The following is a 17309-nucleotide window of genomic DNA, read 5'->3' on the forward strand; positions in this document are numbered from 1 at the left end:
TCCCCTTTATTCGTCTTCATACTAGATCAAAAACCACCTCTTCTACTGAAAAGGTGGTGAGAGAATTAGTTTGGTAGCTTAATCGTGAACGGTTTGAATTCCTTTCCTTCGATATATACGGAAAAGTCAAAGTAAAGACTCGTTTTGTTGAGTGAGAAGTTTTCGATTTTTTCATCACCGTCTAAATAAAACGTCGATTGAAACTGATTGGTTTTTTCGTTTAAGGTAGTGACGTTGCTTTTGGAAATACTGTGGTGCTTAGGAGGTCCTGGATTTTTAGGATCAATTTCATTTACAAAAGCTTTATCTACCAGCCATAGCTCATATTCTAGATTTTTCTTAAGTATTTCCTGTTGTGAACGACTTCGTTTCGGAAAATTCTCAAGCACATACGTAATGACGACTTTATTTCCATTCTGCTTTACGTCTTGTACATGGACGCCCAAATCTGAGCGCTTGCTTTTCAACGTAAATGTTGACGCATTTAATGAATGGGTCACTGGTTCTTCGCGTATGTCCATCACTGCTGGATACAGCGTAATGGATTTAATATCCTTTGGTAACTTTTCAAATGGATTTCGAATTGTTTTTATATATCCTCCTTCTACCTTTCGTTCCGTTAACACGTTTGTATTTGAGAACGTATACAGAACATTTCCTTTGTCATCCACTGCTTTTTTAAAATCAATTTGATCTCGTTTGTACGGTGAGAAAACTTTGTAGGTAAGCGTGGACGAAGCGTTCGCCTTATTTATCTTCTCAACGGTAAAGCTCGTTTGATCCTTAGGATAGTTTTCCGTATGATTCACAACGATTGTTTCATTTTCCCTTTGTGTCAGCGGAACATCAAAGTTCCAGTCTCCTTTAATTCCGTTTATGTCACGAATGGTAATAGGTAGCGTAAGGTTTGTATTAAATTCATCGTACGGATAAGTGATGATCAACTGAAAGTCATAGCCTCCGTTTACTTTGTTTATTTTTTTGGTCATTCCGCCATTTTTCCAAATATCTGAATCTCCCTTTTCATTCTCAAAATTCATGTCAAAGCTTACTTCTCCTTTTTCATTCATACCATTATCAACAGCATCGTTCACGTGCCCCGTCACGGAAACAACATCTCCGTCAAAATAGGCGCTCGTTAGCGTGACCTCTACGCCGTTTTTCGTACTCGTTTCGTTTAAAGACGTGACCAAGTGTTGATCCGCAAGATTTGCTCCCATGTCATCACCAAATTTTTTATACAAATCTCCAACGAGTGGTGCCTGTGCGAGCACTTTATTCATATGAGGACTAATAAAACCAGAGGTAAACGTTCCGCCTATAATGGTTGCTGCTGCGACACCGCTAATCAGCCATTTTCTCGTTGAGGAAGCGTTCTTTGTCTGCTCGTTTCGGTTTATACCCTGTTGAATCGCTTTTAATACGGCTTCATCTGGTACGTGTAGTTGATCAATGGCTTTTTTCACTTCGTTGTTATCCATGGCTTCTCTCCTCCGTTAGCTGTTTTTTAAGTGCCTCTTTCCCTCTGCTTAAATACGTCTTTACCGTACCTTCTGGGATGTTCATCAGTTCACTAATCGTTTTAATGGAATGATCATGATAATAAAAGAAAATAATGGCCGTGCGGTAGTTCTCTTTGAGTTTCATTAGTTCTTCTAGAAGCGTTAACGTATCCTCATGGTGTTCATCTGGACTTTGCAATGTGAGCAATACGTCTTCCGTTAAAGGAACCACTTGCTTTCTTTTCGTTAATACTTGCCCCGCACAACGAATGATGATTCTCGTTAGCCATGTAAGGAAATACTGCGGTTGCTTCAACGTATGAATCGAGCGAAGCGCTTCGTACGTTGCTTCTTGCACAACGTCTAGGGCATCTTCTTGGTTATGTACGTAGAGAAAAGCCGTGCGGTAAATTTGCTTGTAGTGGTGCGTCATGATTTCTTCAAATGCACGCTTATTTCCCTTTATTGCTTTTTTGATTAGCTTATTGTGTCGTTGGTCTCTCATCTTACAACTCCTTTCACAACATTAGTGGAAGAAGAGGCCCAAAAAGTTTCAAAAACTAGAAAAAAGTTACATTAAGTATACGTGAAGAACCGATAAAGCAGGAAAAATTAGGGGATTTTATCAAGAAAAAACCCACCATTCATCTTCGTGTGATGGTGGGTTTTATGTAAAGAAGAACCACTACGTACGGGGCGATAAGATTTGATTGCGAATATGATGCTCCATATGCGAAAGATAGTCTTCAATCAGCCACTGCAGCGTCTTATGCTCGTTGTTTCCGATGTCACAGAGGTGTAGCAGCTTATCAGCTGGAATCTGTTTAATAATGGTGATGATTTGGTTGTTGAGCGCTTGAAACAGCACAAGAAGTTCATCCACCGGGCGAGTCTGATGCTGTTGACTCCTTACCCAATACTCTTGATCATAGGGCTCGAGCACATACACCGGCTTTTCATACTGAATCTTAACAAACCGCTGAATGTTGTTAATGGCAGAGTCACAAAGATGACCGAGGATCTCTTTTTTGGACCATTTATTCGGTGCGGGTCGATCTGAGATGTCTGTGTTAGACATCAATCTATACTCTTCTGGCAATTGTCTAACCCAGTATTGAATACCTTTTATCACTTCTTTCATATCGCTTCTCTCCTTGTGCTTTTTTAAAACATATTCATCTGCCCATTTTCCAATGATCTAAAAATTACGGAGAAGGCACGTACTGCATCGGTTCCGTGCAGGGTGCATAGTCATTTTTCTCATAGTACGAAATACTCGTATCACTTGGCCACACGATAATAAATTCATACTGCTGTTCCTTCGCCCATTCGTTCACTTGTTTGAGAAGCTTACTTCCAATGCCAGCCCCTCTTCGGTCACTACGTGTATAGACGTTTGTCATATACGCAAATGGATAGGTAATGCGACCAGGACGCATCACTTTTGATACTTGTTGTGATTCGTGGTGTACGATGATAGACAATAAACAAATAAGCCACCCAGTGAACAGGCAGCTTATGTTTTCGTTATGTGCATTTACGAGTTGCTATCTTTCTTATTTCTTCTTAATGTTCTCATACGCCTCGTGCCATTCGGGGAACTTACGACGAATGGAAATGGGACGGAAGTTTTCTTTCTTGACACAGACGTGCCAAGAAGTTGCTTCGATCGCAAGCTCTCCGTGCTGGTTGTAAATTTCATAGCCATACTGAACGCGAAGGCCGTCATAAAGCTCAACCCATGTGTGAACCGTTGCCACGTCCCCGTATGTCAGTGGCTTCTTATAGGACACTTGAACATCTGTGACAGGTGATAAAACGCCTTCTGCTTCCATTCCTGCGTAGTTAAGCCCCATGTCTTGAATAAGGCCTGTGCGCCCTACTTCCATCCATACTAAGTAGTTGGCATGATAGACGACACCCATTTGGTCGGTTTCTGCGTAACGAACTTCAATTTCCTTTTTTGAAATATGCATAAAATCCCTCTATTTCCTATGTAATCTCCCTTTCACTATATCATAAAGAGGCTTTTTTCATCGACTATAGGGACTTTTTAGATGAGTAGAACCCCACTCAAATGAGTGGGGTAAAAGGAATTATTTATAGCCGTTTTCGCGCTGACTTGATTCGTCTTGAATTTCATTACGCATTGCTCCAATGCTTTCTTCGCGACGGTGATTTTTTGCTTCAATGTTTGCACGTTCTTCAGAAGAAGAAAACTCTGCTGTTGCCTGTGCTTTTTCGATGTTTTCAATCGTGTTTTGAACCATCGTTTGAAGCTTTTCTACGTTGTCAGTACGGTTATCTGGATTTGGTTTACTCCATGCCATCTTTCATTCCCCCTCAAATTGTAAAATCCCTTACCTCAACTAGTATCTCTCACGTTCATCATCTTATGATGGTAATAATTTTTAAATAACCATAATCATATTATGTATACTAAAAACCATAATAAAAGCAGGGTTCGTTTCCCCTGCTTTTTACACGAGCTATTCGTTATTCCCCTTTAGTTTGAATCACTTGAGGATGCTGGCCGGATTTATCCTGCATTTGTTTCCCTTTGTTTCCACCTGCTGCACGTGATTGTGTGCCAATGTGGTTTGGAACGAAATCTTTCGGATTACGCTTTGGGTTTCCCATGTTGTTGCCTCCTCTAAAATCGAAGAATCGAATCCTGCATCGAAGAAGATTCTAAATTAATATTCGATTTTAATTTCGATTTTATGTAAGGAAGTGTTTGGAGAACTATTCAGCTTGCTCCAGCATACGAAGTGCTAGGCGTTGCTCTAAGCGCTCTTCTAACTGATCTAACGCCTCGTGGTCGCGAAGCAATTGGCGTTTATTTTCTTGTACTAATTCTGAAAAAGAACGTTTTCGTAATTTTCTCATTTGAGTGCCTCTTTTCTAATTTAAAATAGAATTTAATTTCTAATTTAAATATTTCCATTTTAGAAATTTTCTAAACACTTCTAAAGAAGAAAATAAAAAAAGAACGTTCCAGAAACGAAACGTTCTTTTTTGCCTCTTATTGTGCTGCGAAGGCTTCCATTTGTTTTAGGGTCATCGGTCCTTCAATTCGCTGCTGAATTTTTCCTTGTTCATCAATAAAATAAGAAGTTGGGATGAGAAGGACTTTGTACTTTTTAATTCCGATCTCTTCCTTCTCATCCAGTAGAATGGGAAACGTGTAGCGATACTTATCCGCGAATTTTTGCACAGAGTTTCGGTTGATCTCCTGTGACGTTAGGTTAACAGCAAGTACCTCAACATCCTTTCCATAATTTTCGTGGAAGGTCTGCATCTGAGGCATCTCTTCTTTACAAGGTGGACAGTACGTTGCCCAGAAGTTTACAATAACTTTTTTCCCTCGTAGGCTAGATAACGAGACCGTTTTTCCATCTAACGTAGAGAGAGTAAAATTAGGGGCCATTTTCCCCTCTTCTAGCCCTGATGCAGGAACATCTTGATTTTGTTCTGAACCATCTTCATAGGAACGAAGGTCATCTTGCGGTGGGGCGGCTTCTGTCTTAGCGGGGGCAAAATTTTGCCATGCCGTATAACTAATAAGCGCTAGTAGCAGAAGGACACCTAAAAGTTTTTTAACCAACGTGATCGTCCCCTTTCGTATATGTAGTGAAAGCGGTTTATTGTTTGTCCTTTTATTATATACGATGAACAGGAAAAAACATACATTGTACACCAAAGGTTCACAAATGGTTTTGCGTTTGTCTATTTGTCGCATTTCTTTCATAAGCATGTAATGGGAGGGATGCGTATTATGAGCAATCGTGATAAGAGCTGGTGGTATGTAACAGCCTTTTTGTTTCCACTAGTTGGTATGAGGGGAAGCGGTGAGGGAGAAAAAAAATCGATCGCGATTCGCTCTCTTTGCCTATCATTCGTGTGGATGTTTCTGTGGGTGCTTTTAGTAGTCATGGGCGCGATTGGAATTTTTTCAACGGATAGCGGAATCCATCAAGGATCAAAAAGACCATTCACAGTGGAATGGTCTTTTTGATTAGATTTGTTTGTACTGTTGAAATGCAGCTGAATCTGCAGGCACATTTTCCAAATAGCAGATCTTCCCGTTTTCGTCTAAACGCGCAATGTCAATGCCTTCTTGTGTAAAGACTTCCCCTGTTTTCTTCTTCCCGCAAACGGCCCATTTTGTTTGATACTGATCCGTGCCTTCTACACGCTCCCAGCCTTCAAACATGTGCTTAATATCGCTATTGTATTCATAAAACATTTTCATGAACATTTTCCAGCTTTCAATGCCTTCTTTACGGTCACCGTTTAGTACAAATGACATGTCATCCGAAAATAGAGAGAATAGATCCTCCATTGCCTGTGTGCTAGTACGCGATTCATCAAATAATCCAAAATAACGCTGTAAGTTTTCCATGTTGTCGTTCCTCCTTTAATTTATAACACCATTCGATCCTGTACGATGCCTTGAATCCTCGTCAGGCTTTCGGGTGGACACTTTTTATCTATTTCAGCAGCAAGTGACCCAATCGATTCTCGCTTTAGCGTCGTTTTCCACGACGTTTCCGCTTCTTCCATTAAATTTGAAAGCAATCGAACTTTTTTCTCTTCAAGGTTGAGCATATCTTGCAGAATACCACTAGAAGAATAAAGTGACTGCTTGCCTTCAATCGCCACGTACACATCATAAATCTGAATATCGTCGGGCTGTTTTTTTAGCTTGAAACCACCTTTTGCGCCTGGAACGGAGACGATCAAATCAGCACTCACGAGTTTTCGTAGCAATTTTTGAAAATAGGACGGTGAGGCTCCGAGTAGTTCACTTATAACCTCCCCTGGCAATACGGCTTTGGGGGGCAGAAAGTTTAAGATTAGCAGTGCATAAACAGATTGTTCGACACCGGTTTTCATTTGCATGGTGCAATAATCTCCTTTAAATATAAAGTGGATAATGTTTGTCCTCTTTATGTATGTTAACCGATAGGTGGAAGTTTGTACATGGTTATTTTATCCACATAAAAAGGCCCGTGATTAAAAATCACGAGCCTTTTGTGTATCCATTATGCTAAAGATTTAGATTCTAGCTTGTCGCGAAGAACCATTTGTAGAATTCCACCGTGACGGTAGTAATCAATTTCTACTTCGCTATCGAAACGAACAAGTACTTCGAATTCTTTTTTGTTGCCAGCTTCATCAGTCGCCACAACTTTTACGAAATCGCGAGGTTTTACAGTTTCGTCGATTTGAACCGCAATCGATTCAGTTCCTTTTAATCCTAATGTTTCAGCGCTTTCGCCTTCTTTAAATTGAAGTGGAAGAACACCCATTAGTACAAGGTTACTACGGTGAATACGTTCAAAGCTTTCTGCGATCACTGTTTTAATGCCAAGAAGATTTGTTCCTTTGGCAGCCCAGTCACGAGAGCTTCCCATTCCGTAGTCTTTACCAGCGAATACCACTAAACCAGTGTTGTCCGCTTTGTATTTCATACAAGCATCATAAATGCTCATAACGTCGCCTGTTGGCCAGTAAGTTGTGTAACCACCTTCTGTACCAGGTGCTACTTGGTTACGGATACGAATGTTCGCAAATGTTCCGCGCATCATAACTTCGTGGTTACCACGACGAGATCCGTAAGAGTTAAAGTCTCTGTGCTCAACGCCGTTCTCAAGTAGGTAACGACCTGCAGGAGAGTTTTTCGCGATTGAACCAGCCGGTGAAATGTGGTCAGTTGTTACAGAGTCACCGAATTTTGCTACGATGCGAAGATCTTGTAACGGTTCTACTGTACCAGGCTCAGCTGATAATCCTTCAAAGAATGGAGGATTTTGGATATACGTAGAGTCGTTATCCCAAGTGTATAATGCTTCTTCGCTTGTTTCGATTTCATTCCAACGCTCGTTGTCGTCAAATACGTGCTCGTATTCTTTACGGAACAAGTCTGGAGTTACTGTCGCTTTTACAACTTCGTTGATTTCATCCATTGATGGCCAGATGTCTTTGAAGAATACATCGTTGCCGTCTTTGTCTTTACCAAGTGAGTCGCTTTGAAGATCTACATCAACCGTACCTGCAAGCGCATATGCCACAACTAACGGTGGAGATGCTAGGTAGTTCCCTTTTACAAGTGGGTGAATACGTCCTTCAAAGTTACGGTTACCTGAAAGAACAGATGTTACAAGTAAGTCGCTGTCTGCTACTGCTTTTTCAATCTCATCTGCTAATGGACCAGAGTTCCCGATACATGTTGTACAACCGTATCCAACAATGTTAAATCCAAGTTGCTCAAGGTATGGAAGAAGTTTTGAATCTTCTAGGTAACCCGTTACAACTTTTGAACCTGGTGCTAGAGATGTTTTTACATAACCTGGTACTTGAAGGCCTTTTTCAGTTGCTTTTTTCGCAACTAATCCAGCTGCAACTAGTACGTATGGGTTTGATGTATTTGTACAGCTTGTAATCGCCGCAATCGCGATTGCACCTGTTTTCATTGTTACGTCTGTTCCATTTGCTAATGGGAACGTGATTTCTTTATTTGCATCCGTTGCTGTTAAACCAAATCCTTGGTTACCAGCTGGTGCAACTAACGCATCGTTGAATTCTTTTTTCATTTGAGATAATGGAATTAAATCTTGTGGACGTTTTGGACCAGAAAGGTTTGGCTCAATTGTCGCAAGGTCAATTTCCACTACAGATGTATATGTTGGATCTGCTGCATCAGCTGTGAAGAATAAGCCGTTCGCTTTGCAGTATTCTTCTACCACTCGAATTTGCTCTTCGTCACGGCCTGTTAAGCGCATGTAATCAAGTGCTTCTGCATCAACTGGGAAGAATCCACAAGTAGCACCGTATTCAGGAGCCATGTTCGCAATCGTTGCACGGTCAGCAAGTGGTAATACCGCTACCCCTGGTCCGAAGAACTCAACGAATTTTCCAACTACGCCTTTTTGACGAAGCACTTGCGTTACTTTTAACGCTAAGTCAGTTGCTGTTGTACCGTTTGGAAGTGTACCTGTTAGTTTTACCCCAATTACTTCAGGCACTGGGAAGTAAGATGGTTGACCAAGCATTCCTGCTTCTGCCTCAATACCACCAACACCCCATCCAAGAACGCCGATACCGTTAATCATTGTTGTATGAGAGTCAGTTCCAACTAATGAATCTGGGAATGTTTCAATTTCACCGTTTTCATTTTCTTTTGTTTGAACAACGTTTGCTAAATATTCTAAATTCACTTGGTGAACGATACCAGTTGCTGGTGGAACAGCACGGTAGTTATCAAATGATTTTTGTGCCCAGCTTAAGAATTTATAACGCTCTGCGTTACGTTCAAATTCTAAGTCCATGTTGAAGTTCAGCGCGTCTGGTGTACCCGCTCTGTCTACTTGTACGGAGTGGTCAATTACTAGGTCTACTGTAATTTCTGGGTTGATTTTATCAGGATCCCCACCAAGATCTGCCATTGCTTTACGAAGAGACGCTAAGTCTACAACTGCAGGCACCCCTGTGAAATCTTGAAGGATAACGCGTGAAGGCTTGAATGGAACGTCGATTTCTTGAACGTCGTTTGTACCCCATTTTGCTAAGTTTTCAACGTGTTCCTTTTTAATTACACGTCCGTCTACTTGGCGAAGAACAGATTCTAATAATACCTTTACAGAGTATGGTAATTTAGAAACCTGACCGATTCCAGCTTCTTCTAAAGCTTGTAAGCGGTAATAAAAATACGTTTTGTCATTAACAGTGAATGATGAACGAGCATTAAATGCATCATGTTTTGTCATCTTGTTTTACCCCCTTGAAACAATTATGTATGTTGCCTACTAAGTCCCATCTTAGGTTTTCCCTACGCATTTATCTTAATATAATGTTATACATAAGTAAATAAAAAGAATGTTATTAATTAGCATAAGTTTTGCTTATTGCTTGATACATAAGGGTTTTTGTAAGAAAATTTGTGAAATTAGATGGAAGCGTCACCACTTTTCTTTTCCTTGAATTGGTTGTTCATAAACCTATTTTTCCGTGCACAATAAGAACGCACAGACGTGCAACATTGATGAGGAGGTTTTCACCATGGCAAAACGAAAAGCAAATCACCAAATTCCAGACGCAAACGCAGCAAAAGCTCAAGGAAAAGGCGCTGGTTACAATGAAGAATTCGCAAATGAACCGTTAACAGAGCAACAAAAACAAAACAACAAGAAACGCAAAAAAAATCAATAAGTCTGTATGTTTTATTGATCTTGGAGATACTAGTAACAGGGAGATTTTCAAACCGCCGACCCCGTTGGGAAATCCCTAAAAGCAGGTCCTTATTCGAGGACCTGCTTTTTCGCGCAAAAAAACACCCTCTTGTGATAAGAAGGTGTTTGCTCACTTATTGTTCGTTGTTTACAGAATCTACAAGCCCTTTTAAATCTTGTTGAAATTGTGTCAGCTGCTTGTGCTGTGAATCGGAAGCCACCTCAAGAGCATTCTCGATTTGCGCATAAGCTTCATTCACTTCTTCTTTTACGTGCTTCAATTCTTGACCATAAGACGATTGACCTTGAACAAGATTAGCTTGTGCATTTGCATCAAGTGCTTGTTTATGACCTTGCTGTGCAGCCTGAAATGCCTGCTGTTTATTTTTATGATATGGCATCATGTATCCTCCTCTTAGAGCGGTTGCTACCGCAAAAATTGTGGCAGTTCACCATTTATTGTTTCGTTTTGAGGCGCCTTTCATACGGAAAATTATCTGAATAAAACATCGCTTCTTTTCTCATTCTAATACCAAGAGGAGGGATTCACATGAACAAAAACAGCAGTAAAGACATGCACAAAAATGCACCTAAGGGAGACAATCCTGGTCAACCAGCTCCACTTAGCGGATCACATAAAGTTAAAAACCGTCAGCACAGTCGTCAAAAGCACAACAGCGGCCACGACATGTAAGAGAGCAAAGAGCTTGTCATTCCGGCAGGCTCTTTCTTTTATGCCTTCTTTACCACGAGGTGTGACAATTTGCTCAATTAATTGGCGCTTCTCACGATTGCTATATTGCTGCATATGATAAAAGAAGTTCTCTTACTACGATAAGAGACATTTTATGATGGTGGAGGCAGAGGAATGATGAATGACCGAAAACGTCCCAAAAATCATTTTTTGCATGATTTGGAGGATCTTGTGGACTTTTTCTTTTCGCACCCTTTTACAAGCTATTTAGATTGTGATAGCGTTCGCATCGATTTATTTGAAACGAGCACATCCTATATCGTAGAAGTAGATTTACCTGACTTTGACAAGGATCACGTAATCATTGAGGTTTTTGAACATCAGTTACGCATTCAAGCCAAAAAAGAGCAGCTTGTGAAACTCGAAGACAGCACAAACAACTCGTTTTCTGCTCAAAAAGACGTCAAATTGATCGATCGTACCGTCGATTTTCCGTTCTCCCTTCCCAATCAACCAATGAAGGCGACCCTTGAAAATGGTGTGTTAGAAATCACTATTGAAAAAGAAGGGAAAGTATCACCCCCTATTTCTACTCTTGCTATTACAGAATGGTAAAAAATCAAGGATAAATGGGAAGCATGAAGAATACTCCTTAGATGCTTCTTTTTTTTACATTTATACTGATTATTTAGCACATAGTTTATTTAATTCTTTTTGATTAGAAAAAACCGAGTTCTTTATGCACAAAGAACTCGGTTGATTTTTCTTTTAGTTTAGAAAGCTTTCGTACGTATCATTGTCTAACTTCTTAACGATGGCTACGAGCAGCTTTAAGGTGTTTTCCAAGTCTTTTTTACTGATCATGGATGTATGACTGTGGATGTAGCGGGACGCAACTCCGATCACAATCGTCGGAACACCCTGTTTGTGAAGATGGAATTCACCACCGTCCGTTCCTCCTCCTAGCATCACGTCAACTTGATATGGAATGTTGTGCTCTTCGGCTGTTTGAATGACAAAATTTCGAAACGCCGTATTTGGAACCATGGACGAGTCTAAAAAGGTAATTAGTACGCCTTCTCCTAACTTTGCTTTGTTTGGATTTCCACCGGGTCCATCCTCCGCTACACCGACATCAAGTGCAATGGCTACGTCTGGGTCAATCACATAAGGCGCCGTTTTTGCTCCGCGTAGGCCCACTTCTTCTTGTACGGTTGCACCTGAAAAAACGGTATTCGGATGTTGTTCATTTTGAAGTGCTTTTAATAGCTCAACCGCCAGCCAGCAGCCAATTCGGTTATCGAGCGCTTTTGCTAAAATCGTATCATGGTCAGGTAAAATCTCAAACGGACAAATTGGCATGATAGGGTCGCCCACTTTAATTCCCCAGCTCTTCACCTGTGTTGCATCCTTGGCTCCTACATCAATAAACATTTCACGCATTGGATAGACCGTATTTCGTTCCTCTGGACGCAAAATATGGGGTGGTTTCGAACCGATGACGCCCGTGTACGATTTTTTATCCGTAATAATGGTTACTCGTTGTGCCAAAAGAACTTGATCCCACCATCCTCCTAGCGGAACGAATCTCAAATACCCTTCCGACGTAATCTCACTGATCATAAAGGACACTTCATCCATATGACCAGCAAGCATTACTTTTACATTTCCACCCTTTCCCTGTTTTTTACCGAAAATGCTCCCTAGTCGATCTGTTAGGACGTCAGCACCGCTTGCTTCAAATTCTTTTCGTAATATGTCACGAATACGATGCTCAAATCCCGGTGCACCCACTTCTTCTGTTAACCTCTTTAATAGTTCCATGTTCTCATCACCTTCCGTATGTATTCCACTTATTAGAATGAGATTTATTTCCATTTTTATTCACGTTATTTTTAAATTTTGTAATGTTTATTTAGAACATAGTTGTTTTAACTCTTATGTAATCGTCATAGAAACGGATAGACTCGTAGCGTTTGCTTCAAACTATCTATAAACCAACGCGAAAGGATGAGTGATTAATGCTTCATACTGCATGGAAAGGGACATTGTCGTTCGGTTCAATTGATATCCCGATCCGCCTTCACATCGCAACGGAAGATCAAGAAATAAAGCTTCGATCGCTTCATAAAGAATGTTTGACCCCTATTAAATATGAAAAACGGTGTCCCTCATGTGAAAAAGACGTAGACGCTGGTGATATTGTGAAAGGGTACGAACTCGAGGACGGGCGCTTTGTTGTGATTAGTACCGAGGAACTTCAAGAAGTACGGCGTCCGTTTGAAAACAAAGATATCTCAATGGATCACTTTATTGAACTAAATGAGGTGGACCCTCTCTACTTTGGGAAAAGTTATTATATTTCCCCGCAGGAAACGGGTGAACGGCCTTATGCTATCTTACAGCAGGCGCTGCTCGATACAAATAAAGCTGGAATCGCAGTCGTTTTTCTTCATTCACGTCAGCAGGTTGTACTCGTACGAGCGCTTGAAGATGTGCTGATTATGCACACGCTCTATTTTCCGGAGGAAATTCGTGACGTTGAGAATGTTCCTAACTTGGGCGATCAGCTCGTAGACAGCCAGCATAAGGAACTCGCAGGAAAGATTATTAACGAAATGACCCAACCGTTTACTCCTAATCATTTTCATAATCAATACCGTGATTCCTTAAAAGATCTCGTTGAAGACAAACTTGCAGAAGGACAGGTCGTATCACCGAAGGAACCGACGAAGCAATCAAATGTGAAAAACTTGATGACAGCTCTAAAAATGAGTATTGACTCTCCACCGACCGCAAAGCCCAAACGAAAAACGAGTCCAAAAAAAGTCAGTCGCCCCTCTTCTTGAAGGAACGACTGACTTTTTACTTATATTTTTTTGATTTCGCATTCATGTTTATTTTTATAGACCGGCTGTCCATAAGACGTTGGTAGCGTAACGAATTGTTCCACCTGATTGTTTTTCACAAACACTATGACGCTGTTATCGCCGCTTTCAATCCCTGTTGCTTTTGCTTCCATCCAATCAAAGCCAAGCTTTTTGTTGATAGCTGCTACCTTTGTGTGAGGCTCAAACACATATACCTTGTCCCAATGAAAATGAAACACGTTGTTCAAATTGACCGTTGCCACATCTGACTTTTGCTGTTCCTGCTTTACTTCATGAATAAATTTTTCTTGAGCTTGAGCTTGGTTCTGCTTGCTGTACGATCGGTCAATAAAAAAGATTGACAATAATGCAACAAGGGTCACGATCAAAATCCGTTTCACAGCTGATACCCTCCAATAATATAAACATAACCCCTTTTTCTCTTTCTTCATTCTAGAAAAATTCGTTTTGAAACACAATAGACAACTTGCCCTATCTTACGAAAAATTCAAAGGTATAAGAAAGAACGGAAAACACGTCCCGTAGTAGTTTACATGATTTCGTTCATTTGTAAAAGAAAAAACATACGGGAGCGTTTAGCAACTGTTCTGACAACGTTTTTTTAAGATTGATGACGTTCGTATCTAGAAAAAAGCGAAGAAAATGTTTTCCTTCATTGTGCGTACCTCCCACTAAACCATTTATAAAGTCGGAGAACTTTTTTACTGCTGTAGGAGGTGGAGTAAAAACGTTTCCACCATAAGGGTATGCGTAGGTAAAAAAGGAAGGCCTCCGATCTTCACCGTCTCTAGGCTCTGATAAAATTGCGTATGCTGGTATTCCTCGTGGCTTAATCCAGGAAATAGTACGCATGCGCCTAGTGCTTTTCTCCTTCCATCTTTCTCTCGATACGCGTCTCGATATCGATGCATCGTGTAAATATCGTCTACTAGCGGCGTGCTAACGGTTTCGTTTACATTTGCTCGATATTTGGCATCAAATATAAAGGAACGAGTACCTTCATTTCGCGTCCATTCCACTAAAATATCTGGACGCTGTACGCTTGTGGGTGTTTCAAGCGTCGGCTGAAAAACAATCGTAATCTCCAACTCCTGATTTCGAAAGTACTGACGACTACCAGTAGGAAGCACCATATAAGCGTGAGGCGCTTTTTGGGTGCGCTGAAAATGCTTGTTGAGAATTTCACATAGCTTTAAAAATGTCCAATATTCGTAGAGCTGATAAAGTGGTCTCACAGCTAACTGATACGCACTACGCTCCATTACAAGTTGGCCGTTCATATGTAAAAATAAGCGATAAGCTTCTTTGTATCCCCTTCCCATCCTCATTTGATTCGAGGCAGGAATAATCGGGGATGATTGGACGCCTTTCCAAAACGAACGCTGTAAGCGCTCCTGTACAAGCGGCCGCAGAGTAGCGAGATGGCGATTCATCGTTTTCGTAAAAAAATCTGGTACAGATGGTTCGTCTAATAAATCATCTAGCTCCGCTATTTTGCTTTCGAGGCGTTGTAGCATTCCTTTAATCGCTTGATTTTCCGGTGAGTTTGGGACGAGTTCTTGTGAGCGTTTTAGCCCCTTTTGCGGAACTGGGTGCTCTTGACCATTTTCTAAAACTTTTGGATGCTTTCGAATATAGGAGCGTGCATAAGACGTCATGTCTAGCGCCGTCACACGTTTGGTTGGTCGGTACTGCGTAGATAACGTGGCATGCGCGTGCTGCTCGATCCAATCTACCTGCTCTAAAAATCCTTCGAGCATTTGAATAAGTAAATAAGAAAAATGAACCAATGAGGAAGACTTTCCCTTAGGTGCTGGCCTAACGCCGATATAAGAACCACTTTCTGGATGATAAGGTAGCCCCTCGATCAGATCGTTCGTTTCCTGGAGCAGTAGCATATACATAGAATGATACGGAACTTTCGTTGGAAAGATCTCAATATCCATGTTAAGAAGCATTTCATCCGCTTTTTCATCCCAGATTGAAAACGAAAAAGAACCAAGCTCACGACGAAACGTCATTTCCCCGACTAAAATGCTTCTGTCCTCTATCTGCACCTGCTGAATACGTTGCACAAAGCGATCTTGCTTTTGACGGTACGCAAGCATTCGATCATTTTTTGGGACAACGGTAAGTTGATAGGTTGCCTGTTCAAAAAACAATGGCCTTGTCCACCACTCGTTCTGAAGAGGTGATAGAGCCTCATGCTGGACGTTGAGACGTCTGATGCGCTTTCCTCGCCACGATAAAAGCATTTCATCATTGTTGATTCCATAATAGACTTTCATTTTCTCATACTGTTCATGATAAGCCCGGCCTGTGACCGTGAGGGTAAAATCATCTGTTTCTACGATAAGAAGCGGCTCGTTAAGAGGAGAACCAGAACGAAGCAAATCCATCTCGCTCATACCTCCTAATCATCTCCATGAGCTTCTTCGCCGTCCGGGGGAAACGCATTCCGTCCGCTTGAATAACAGCTGTTTCAATTTGCTCATCTAGCACCGTATTCGTACAATAATGATACAAATCTTTTAATACTTCCCCGATGCTGCCGTCTTGTCCTTCGAGACGAGGAATGATCTTTTGCAGAAGCTGAAAATCATACGCTTGATCAAAGGTAAATAATCCGCTTTGCAGCGCGTAAATCATGTAAAAGCATAGATCGTCCCGTGTTCGATATGTAATTTGAAAACCCGCCTGATACAAGATTTCGTTTACTTTTATAAGCTCTTGAACCGTTTCTTGAATAAGCGTTTTATGTTCCATCGCTTCTTTTAACGACACATACGTGCTTTTAAGCAAGTTATGAGCATGTAGGGGATTCACTACCTTTTCACCCTCAAAAAAAGCCTCCAAATAAATGCGGTTGAATTCAAGCGTATTTGCGCGGTCAATAACCTTCGGACTAATACGGTGCGTCGTTTCGTCCATATTAATCGTACCGATTACATACACATTTTCAGGAATCGTCATTCCTTCACCTAAAGGTAAAAGTGATGCTGTTTTCAGCTCATCTCCCCCTCGTTTCCTCGTCTCTAACACGCTCAAAAACTCACTTAAATAATATTCGACCCGTGATAAATTCATCTCGTCTAATACGAGGAAAAACGGCCGATCTAACTGTTTGTGCGCACGTTCTAAAAATAAAAAAAAGGGTCCCTTTTTAAACTCATCCTGTAGGTTTGTATAGCCTAATAAATCCCCGCTATCTGTCCAATCTGGTTTGACGGGCAGAAGAAGAAACTGACCGTTTTCCTCGGTCGCACCAAGACTTTCTGCAAACAGCTCGGCAAGCTTCGTTTTCCCTGTTCCACTTATGCCTGAAAGTAGGAGAAACGGCTTTGATTGGAGTGAGAAATAGACGCTCGCAATTTCTTCTTTTAAATAGAAAAATCCTTTGTTTTCAATATATGTATGAATGTGTTCAATCGTTTCCCGAACGGAGACGCTTCCTTCTTTTGATGACGCATAGTGAAGCTGCTGAATAAGGTTTAATACGCCCGTTAGCTCCTTTTGTAGCACCTGATCATCTGGTAGTGACGCCATGTAATAAGGACGAAACGTAATAATGCTCTGCTCGATTCTTTGTGCAATCGCTGTGTTTCCGATAAAGGCTTCCTCTTCCTTATAAGGATCTTCATCTGGCAATAGGTATCGTAGCGCTTCTTTCTGATCACTGCTGTCTTCTTTCGTGCGAACGACTAGATATAAGCGCTCTCCGTCCTCGCTGTAAATGTACTGAGCCATCAGCAATTGCTGTGAAGTCGGTTGAATTGTAATAATAGGAAGTTCTTGTTTTAGTTCCCCCGTAATCTCGTAAAAAGATTCTTTCAAATACGAACGTAATAGCTCCGGGAGAACCGAACGAATAAGCTTTTCTCCTGCTTCTGCTGAAAAATGTCCACTGCCTTTTTTGGAAGCTTGTACAACTTCATAAAAAGTCGATTGTAGTGCGTTCAAGCGTTTCCCTCCCTTTTTCAATCATAAT

Annotated in this window: 22 protein-coding genes; 5 read left to right on the top strand and 17 right to left on the bottom strand. The window is 41.0% G+C overall.

What is annotated here, in order from left to right; all coding sequences use genetic code 11:
• Positions 1-65: 65 nt before the first annotated feature.
• The 9 genes from AMD01_RS05810 to AMD01_RS05845 all read right to left on the bottom strand — a co-directional run bounded on the left by AMD01_RS05810 (position 66) and on the right by AMD01_RS05845 (position 5109).
• Positions 66-1481 carry a DUF4179 domain-containing protein gene (locus AMD01_RS05810; protein ID WP_053400464.1) on the bottom strand — a complete coding sequence of 472 codons (1416 nt, stop codon included), beginning with the start codon at positions 1479-1481 and terminating at the stop codon, positions 66-68.
• Positions 1474-2007 carry a sigma-70 family RNA polymerase sigma factor gene (locus AMD01_RS05815; protein ID WP_053400465.1) on the bottom strand — a complete coding sequence of 178 codons (534 nt, stop codon included), beginning with the start codon at positions 2005-2007 and terminating at the stop codon, positions 1474-1476. Before AMD01_RS05815 ends, AMD01_RS05810 begins: the two co-directional genes overlap by 8 nt.
• Positions 2008-2187: 180 nt before the next feature.
• Entirely contained in the window at positions 2188-2643 is a 456-nt protein-coding gene (locus AMD01_RS05820) for a DinB family protein (RefSeq protein WP_053400466.1), read from the bottom strand.
• Between the two features lie 64 nt (positions 2644-2707).
• Entirely contained in the window at positions 2708-2986 is a 279-nt protein-coding gene (locus AMD01_RS05825; RefSeq protein WP_053400467.1) for a GNAT family N-acetyltransferase, read from the bottom strand.
• Positions 2987-3058: 72 nt separating this feature from the next.
• Complete coding sequence (locus tag AMD01_RS05830) at positions 3059-3478, bottom strand: acyl-CoA thioesterase (RefSeq protein WP_053400468.1); 420 nt, start codon at positions 3476-3478, stop codon at positions 3059-3061.
• A 120-nt stretch (positions 3479-3598) separates the two neighbouring features.
• On the bottom strand, positions 3599-3832 hold the full coding sequence (gene tlp, locus AMD01_RS05835) for a small acid-soluble spore protein Tlp (RefSeq protein WP_053400469.1): 234 nt from the start codon (positions 3830-3832) through the stop codon (positions 3599-3601).
• A gap of 166 nt (positions 3833-3998) precedes the next feature.
• Entirely contained in the window at positions 3999-4142 is a 144-nt protein-coding gene (locus AMD01_RS05840; RefSeq protein WP_053400470.1) for an acid-soluble spore protein N, read from the bottom strand.
• A 105-nt stretch (positions 4143-4247) separates the two neighbouring features.
• A complete protein-coding gene (locus AMD01_RS23430) occupies positions 4248-4391 on the bottom strand; it encodes an FbpB family small basic protein (RefSeq protein ID WP_083446441.1) in 144 nt (47 codons plus the stop codon).
• Between the two features lie 136 nt (positions 4392-4527).
• Entirely contained in the window at positions 4528-5109 is a 582-nt protein-coding gene (locus AMD01_RS05845) for a peroxiredoxin family protein (RefSeq protein ID WP_053400471.1), read from the bottom strand.
• Between the two features lie 171 nt (positions 5110-5280).
• Between AMD01_RS05845 and AMD01_RS05850 the strand changes: the two genes are divergently transcribed.
• Complete coding sequence (locus AMD01_RS05850) at positions 5281-5520, top strand: hypothetical protein (RefSeq protein ID WP_053400472.1); 240 nt, start codon at positions 5281-5283, stop codon at positions 5518-5520.
• Here the strand turns inward: AMD01_RS05850 and AMD01_RS05855 are convergent, their stop codons facing one another.
• The 3 genes from AMD01_RS05855 to acnA all read right to left on the bottom strand — a co-directional run bounded on the left by AMD01_RS05855 (position 5521) and on the right by acnA (position 9274).
• Positions 5521-5907 (bottom strand): nuclear transport factor 2 family protein, encoded by a 387-nt coding sequence (locus AMD01_RS05855; protein ID WP_053400473.1) that lies wholly within the window; start codon positions 5905-5907, stop codon positions 5521-5523.
• Positions 5908-5927: 20 nt separating this feature from the next.
• Complete coding sequence (locus AMD01_RS05860) at positions 5928-6407, bottom strand: RrF2 family transcriptional regulator (RefSeq protein WP_053400474.1); 480 nt, start codon at positions 6405-6407, stop codon at positions 5928-5930.
• 143 nt (positions 6408-6550) lie between these two features.
• The gene (gene acnA / locus AMD01_RS05865) at positions 6551-9274 is read right to left on the bottom strand and encodes an aconitate hydratase AcnA (RefSeq protein ID WP_053400475.1); all 2724 of its coding nucleotides are present in this window, start codon (positions 9272-9274) and stop codon (positions 6551-6553) included.
• A 292-nt stretch (positions 9275-9566) separates the two neighbouring features.
• On the opposite strand from acnA, the gene sspO reads away from it, so the two are divergent.
• Positions 9567-9716: a small acid-soluble spore protein O gene (gene sspO / locus AMD01_RS05870; protein WP_053400476.1), complete on the top strand. Its 150-nt coding sequence runs from the start codon at positions 9567-9569 to the stop codon at positions 9714-9716.
• Between the two features lie 154 nt (positions 9717-9870).
• On the opposite strand, the gene AMD01_RS05875 is transcribed toward sspO, so the two are convergent.
• Complete coding sequence (locus AMD01_RS05875) at positions 9871-10137, bottom strand: hypothetical protein (protein WP_053400477.1); 267 nt, start codon at positions 10135-10137, stop codon at positions 9871-9873.
• Positions 10138-10286: 149 nt separating this feature from the next.
• Between AMD01_RS05875 and AMD01_RS05880 the strand changes: the two genes are divergently transcribed.
• Together AMD01_RS05880 and AMD01_RS05885 are read left to right on the top strand one after the other, a co-directional pair.
• Positions 10287-10430, top strand: a complete 144-nt coding sequence (locus tag AMD01_RS05880) for a small acid-soluble spore protein P (protein ID WP_053400478.1) — start codon at positions 10287-10289, stop codon at positions 10428-10430.
• Positions 10431-10604: 174 nt separating this feature from the next.
• Positions 10605-11045 (top strand): Hsp20/alpha crystallin family protein, encoded by a 441-nt coding sequence (locus AMD01_RS05885; protein WP_053400479.1) that lies wholly within the window; start codon positions 10605-10607, stop codon positions 11043-11045.
• A 153-nt stretch (positions 11046-11198) separates the two neighbouring features.
• Here the strand turns inward: AMD01_RS05885 and AMD01_RS05890 are convergent, their stop codons facing one another.
• Positions 11199-12254, bottom strand: coding sequence for a M42 family metallopeptidase (locus AMD01_RS05890; protein ID WP_053400480.1), 1056 nt, complete (start codon positions 12252-12254; stop codon positions 11199-11201).
• Between the two features lie 197 nt (positions 12255-12451).
• Here AMD01_RS05890 and ku point away from each other — a divergent pair, with 197 nt between their 5' ends.
• Positions 12452-13279: a non-homologous end joining protein Ku gene (gene ku / locus AMD01_RS05895; RefSeq protein ID WP_053400481.1), complete on the top strand. Its 828-nt coding sequence runs from the start codon at positions 12452-12454 to the stop codon at positions 13277-13279.
• A gap of 20 nt (positions 13280-13299) precedes the next feature.
• Here the strand turns inward: ku and AMD01_RS05900 are convergent, their stop codons facing one another.
• From AMD01_RS05900 to AMD01_RS05910, 3 genes are all read right to left on the bottom strand, one after another.
• Positions 13300-13701 carry a hypothetical protein gene (locus AMD01_RS05900; protein WP_053400482.1) on the bottom strand — a complete coding sequence of 134 codons (402 nt, stop codon included), beginning with the start codon at positions 13699-13701 and terminating at the stop codon, positions 13300-13302.
• Between the two features lie 321 nt (positions 13702-14022).
• Positions 14023-15720 carry a DUF2357 domain-containing protein gene (locus tag AMD01_RS05905; RefSeq protein WP_053400483.1) on the bottom strand — a complete coding sequence of 566 codons (1698 nt, stop codon included), beginning with the start codon at positions 15718-15720 and terminating at the stop codon, positions 14023-14025.
• Positions 15689-17281 (bottom strand): McrB family protein, encoded by a 1593-nt coding sequence (locus AMD01_RS05910; RefSeq protein WP_053400484.1) that lies wholly within the window; start codon positions 17279-17281, stop codon positions 15689-15691. Before AMD01_RS05910 ends, AMD01_RS05905 begins: the two co-directional genes overlap by 32 nt.
• Between the last annotated feature and the right edge of the window lie 28 nt (positions 17282-17309).

The organism is Priestia koreensis (assembly GCF_001274935.1).
Lineage (GTDB): Bacteria > Bacillota > Bacilli > Bacillales > Bacillaceae_H > Bacillus_AG > Bacillus_AG koreensis.

Excerpts from the sequence above, each read along its gene's own strand:
- AMD01_RS05810 (WP_053400464.1), bottom strand. The coding sequence starts at position 1,481 with ATGGATAACAACGAAGTGAAAAAAGCCATTGATCAACTACACGTACCA.
- AMD01_RS05815 (WP_053400465.1), bottom strand. The coding sequence starts at position 2,007 with ATGAGAGACCAACGACACAATAAGCTAATCAAAAAAGCAATAAAGGGA.
- AMD01_RS05820 (WP_053400466.1), bottom strand. The coding sequence starts at position 2,643 with ATGAAAGAAGTGATAAAAGGTATTCAATACTGGGTTAGACAATTGCCA.
- AMD01_RS05830 (WP_053400468.1), bottom strand. The coding sequence starts at position 3,478 with ATGCATATTTCAAAAAAGGAAATTGAAGTTCGTTACGCAGAAACCGAC.
- tlp (WP_053400469.1), bottom strand. The coding sequence starts at position 3,832 with ATGGCATGGAGTAAACCAAATCCAGATAACCGTACTGACAACGTAGAA.
- AMD01_RS05840 (WP_053400470.1), bottom strand. The coding sequence starts at position 4,142 with ATGGGAAACCCAAAGCGTAATCCGAAAGATTTCGTTCCAAACCACATT.
- AMD01_RS23430 (WP_083446441.1), bottom strand. The coding sequence starts at position 4,391 with ATGAGAAAATTACGAAAACGTTCTTTTTCAGAATTAGTACAAGAAAAT.
- AMD01_RS05850 (WP_053400472.1), top strand. The coding sequence starts at position 5,281 with ATGAGCAATCGTGATAAGAGCTGGTGGTATGTAACAGCCTTTTTGTTT.
- AMD01_RS05855 (WP_053400473.1), bottom strand. The coding sequence starts at position 5,907 with ATGGAAAACTTACAGCGTTATTTTGGATTATTTGATGAATCGCGTACT.
- AMD01_RS05860 (WP_053400474.1), bottom strand. The coding sequence starts at position 6,407 with ATGCAAATGAAAACCGGTGTCGAACAATCTGTTTATGCACTGCTAATC.
- acnA (WP_053400475.1), bottom strand. The coding sequence starts at position 9,274 with ATGACAAAACATGATGCATTTAATGCTCGTTCATCATTCACTGTTAAT.
- sspO (WP_053400476.1), top strand. The coding sequence starts at position 9,567 with ATGGCAAAACGAAAAGCAAATCACCAAATTCCAGACGCAAACGCAGCA.
- AMD01_RS05875 (WP_053400477.1), bottom strand. The coding sequence starts at position 10,137 with ATGCCATATCATAAAAATAAACAGCAGGCATTTCAGGCTGCACAGCAA.
- AMD01_RS05880 (WP_053400478.1), top strand. The coding sequence starts at position 10,287 with ATGAACAAAAACAGCAGTAAAGACATGCACAAAAATGCACCTAAGGGA.
- AMD01_RS05885 (WP_053400479.1), top strand. The coding sequence starts at position 10,605 with ATGATGAATGACCGAAAACGTCCCAAAAATCATTTTTTGCATGATTTG.
- AMD01_RS05890 (WP_053400480.1), bottom strand. The coding sequence starts at position 12,254 with ATGGAACTATTAAAGAGGTTAACAGAAGAAGTGGGTGCACCGGGATTT.
- ku (WP_053400481.1), top strand. The coding sequence starts at position 12,452 with ATGCTTCATACTGCATGGAAAGGGACATTGTCGTTCGGTTCAATTGAT.
- AMD01_RS05905 (WP_053400483.1), bottom strand. The coding sequence starts at position 15,720 with ATGGATTTGCTTCGTTCTGGTTCTCCTCTTAACGAGCCGCTTCTTATC.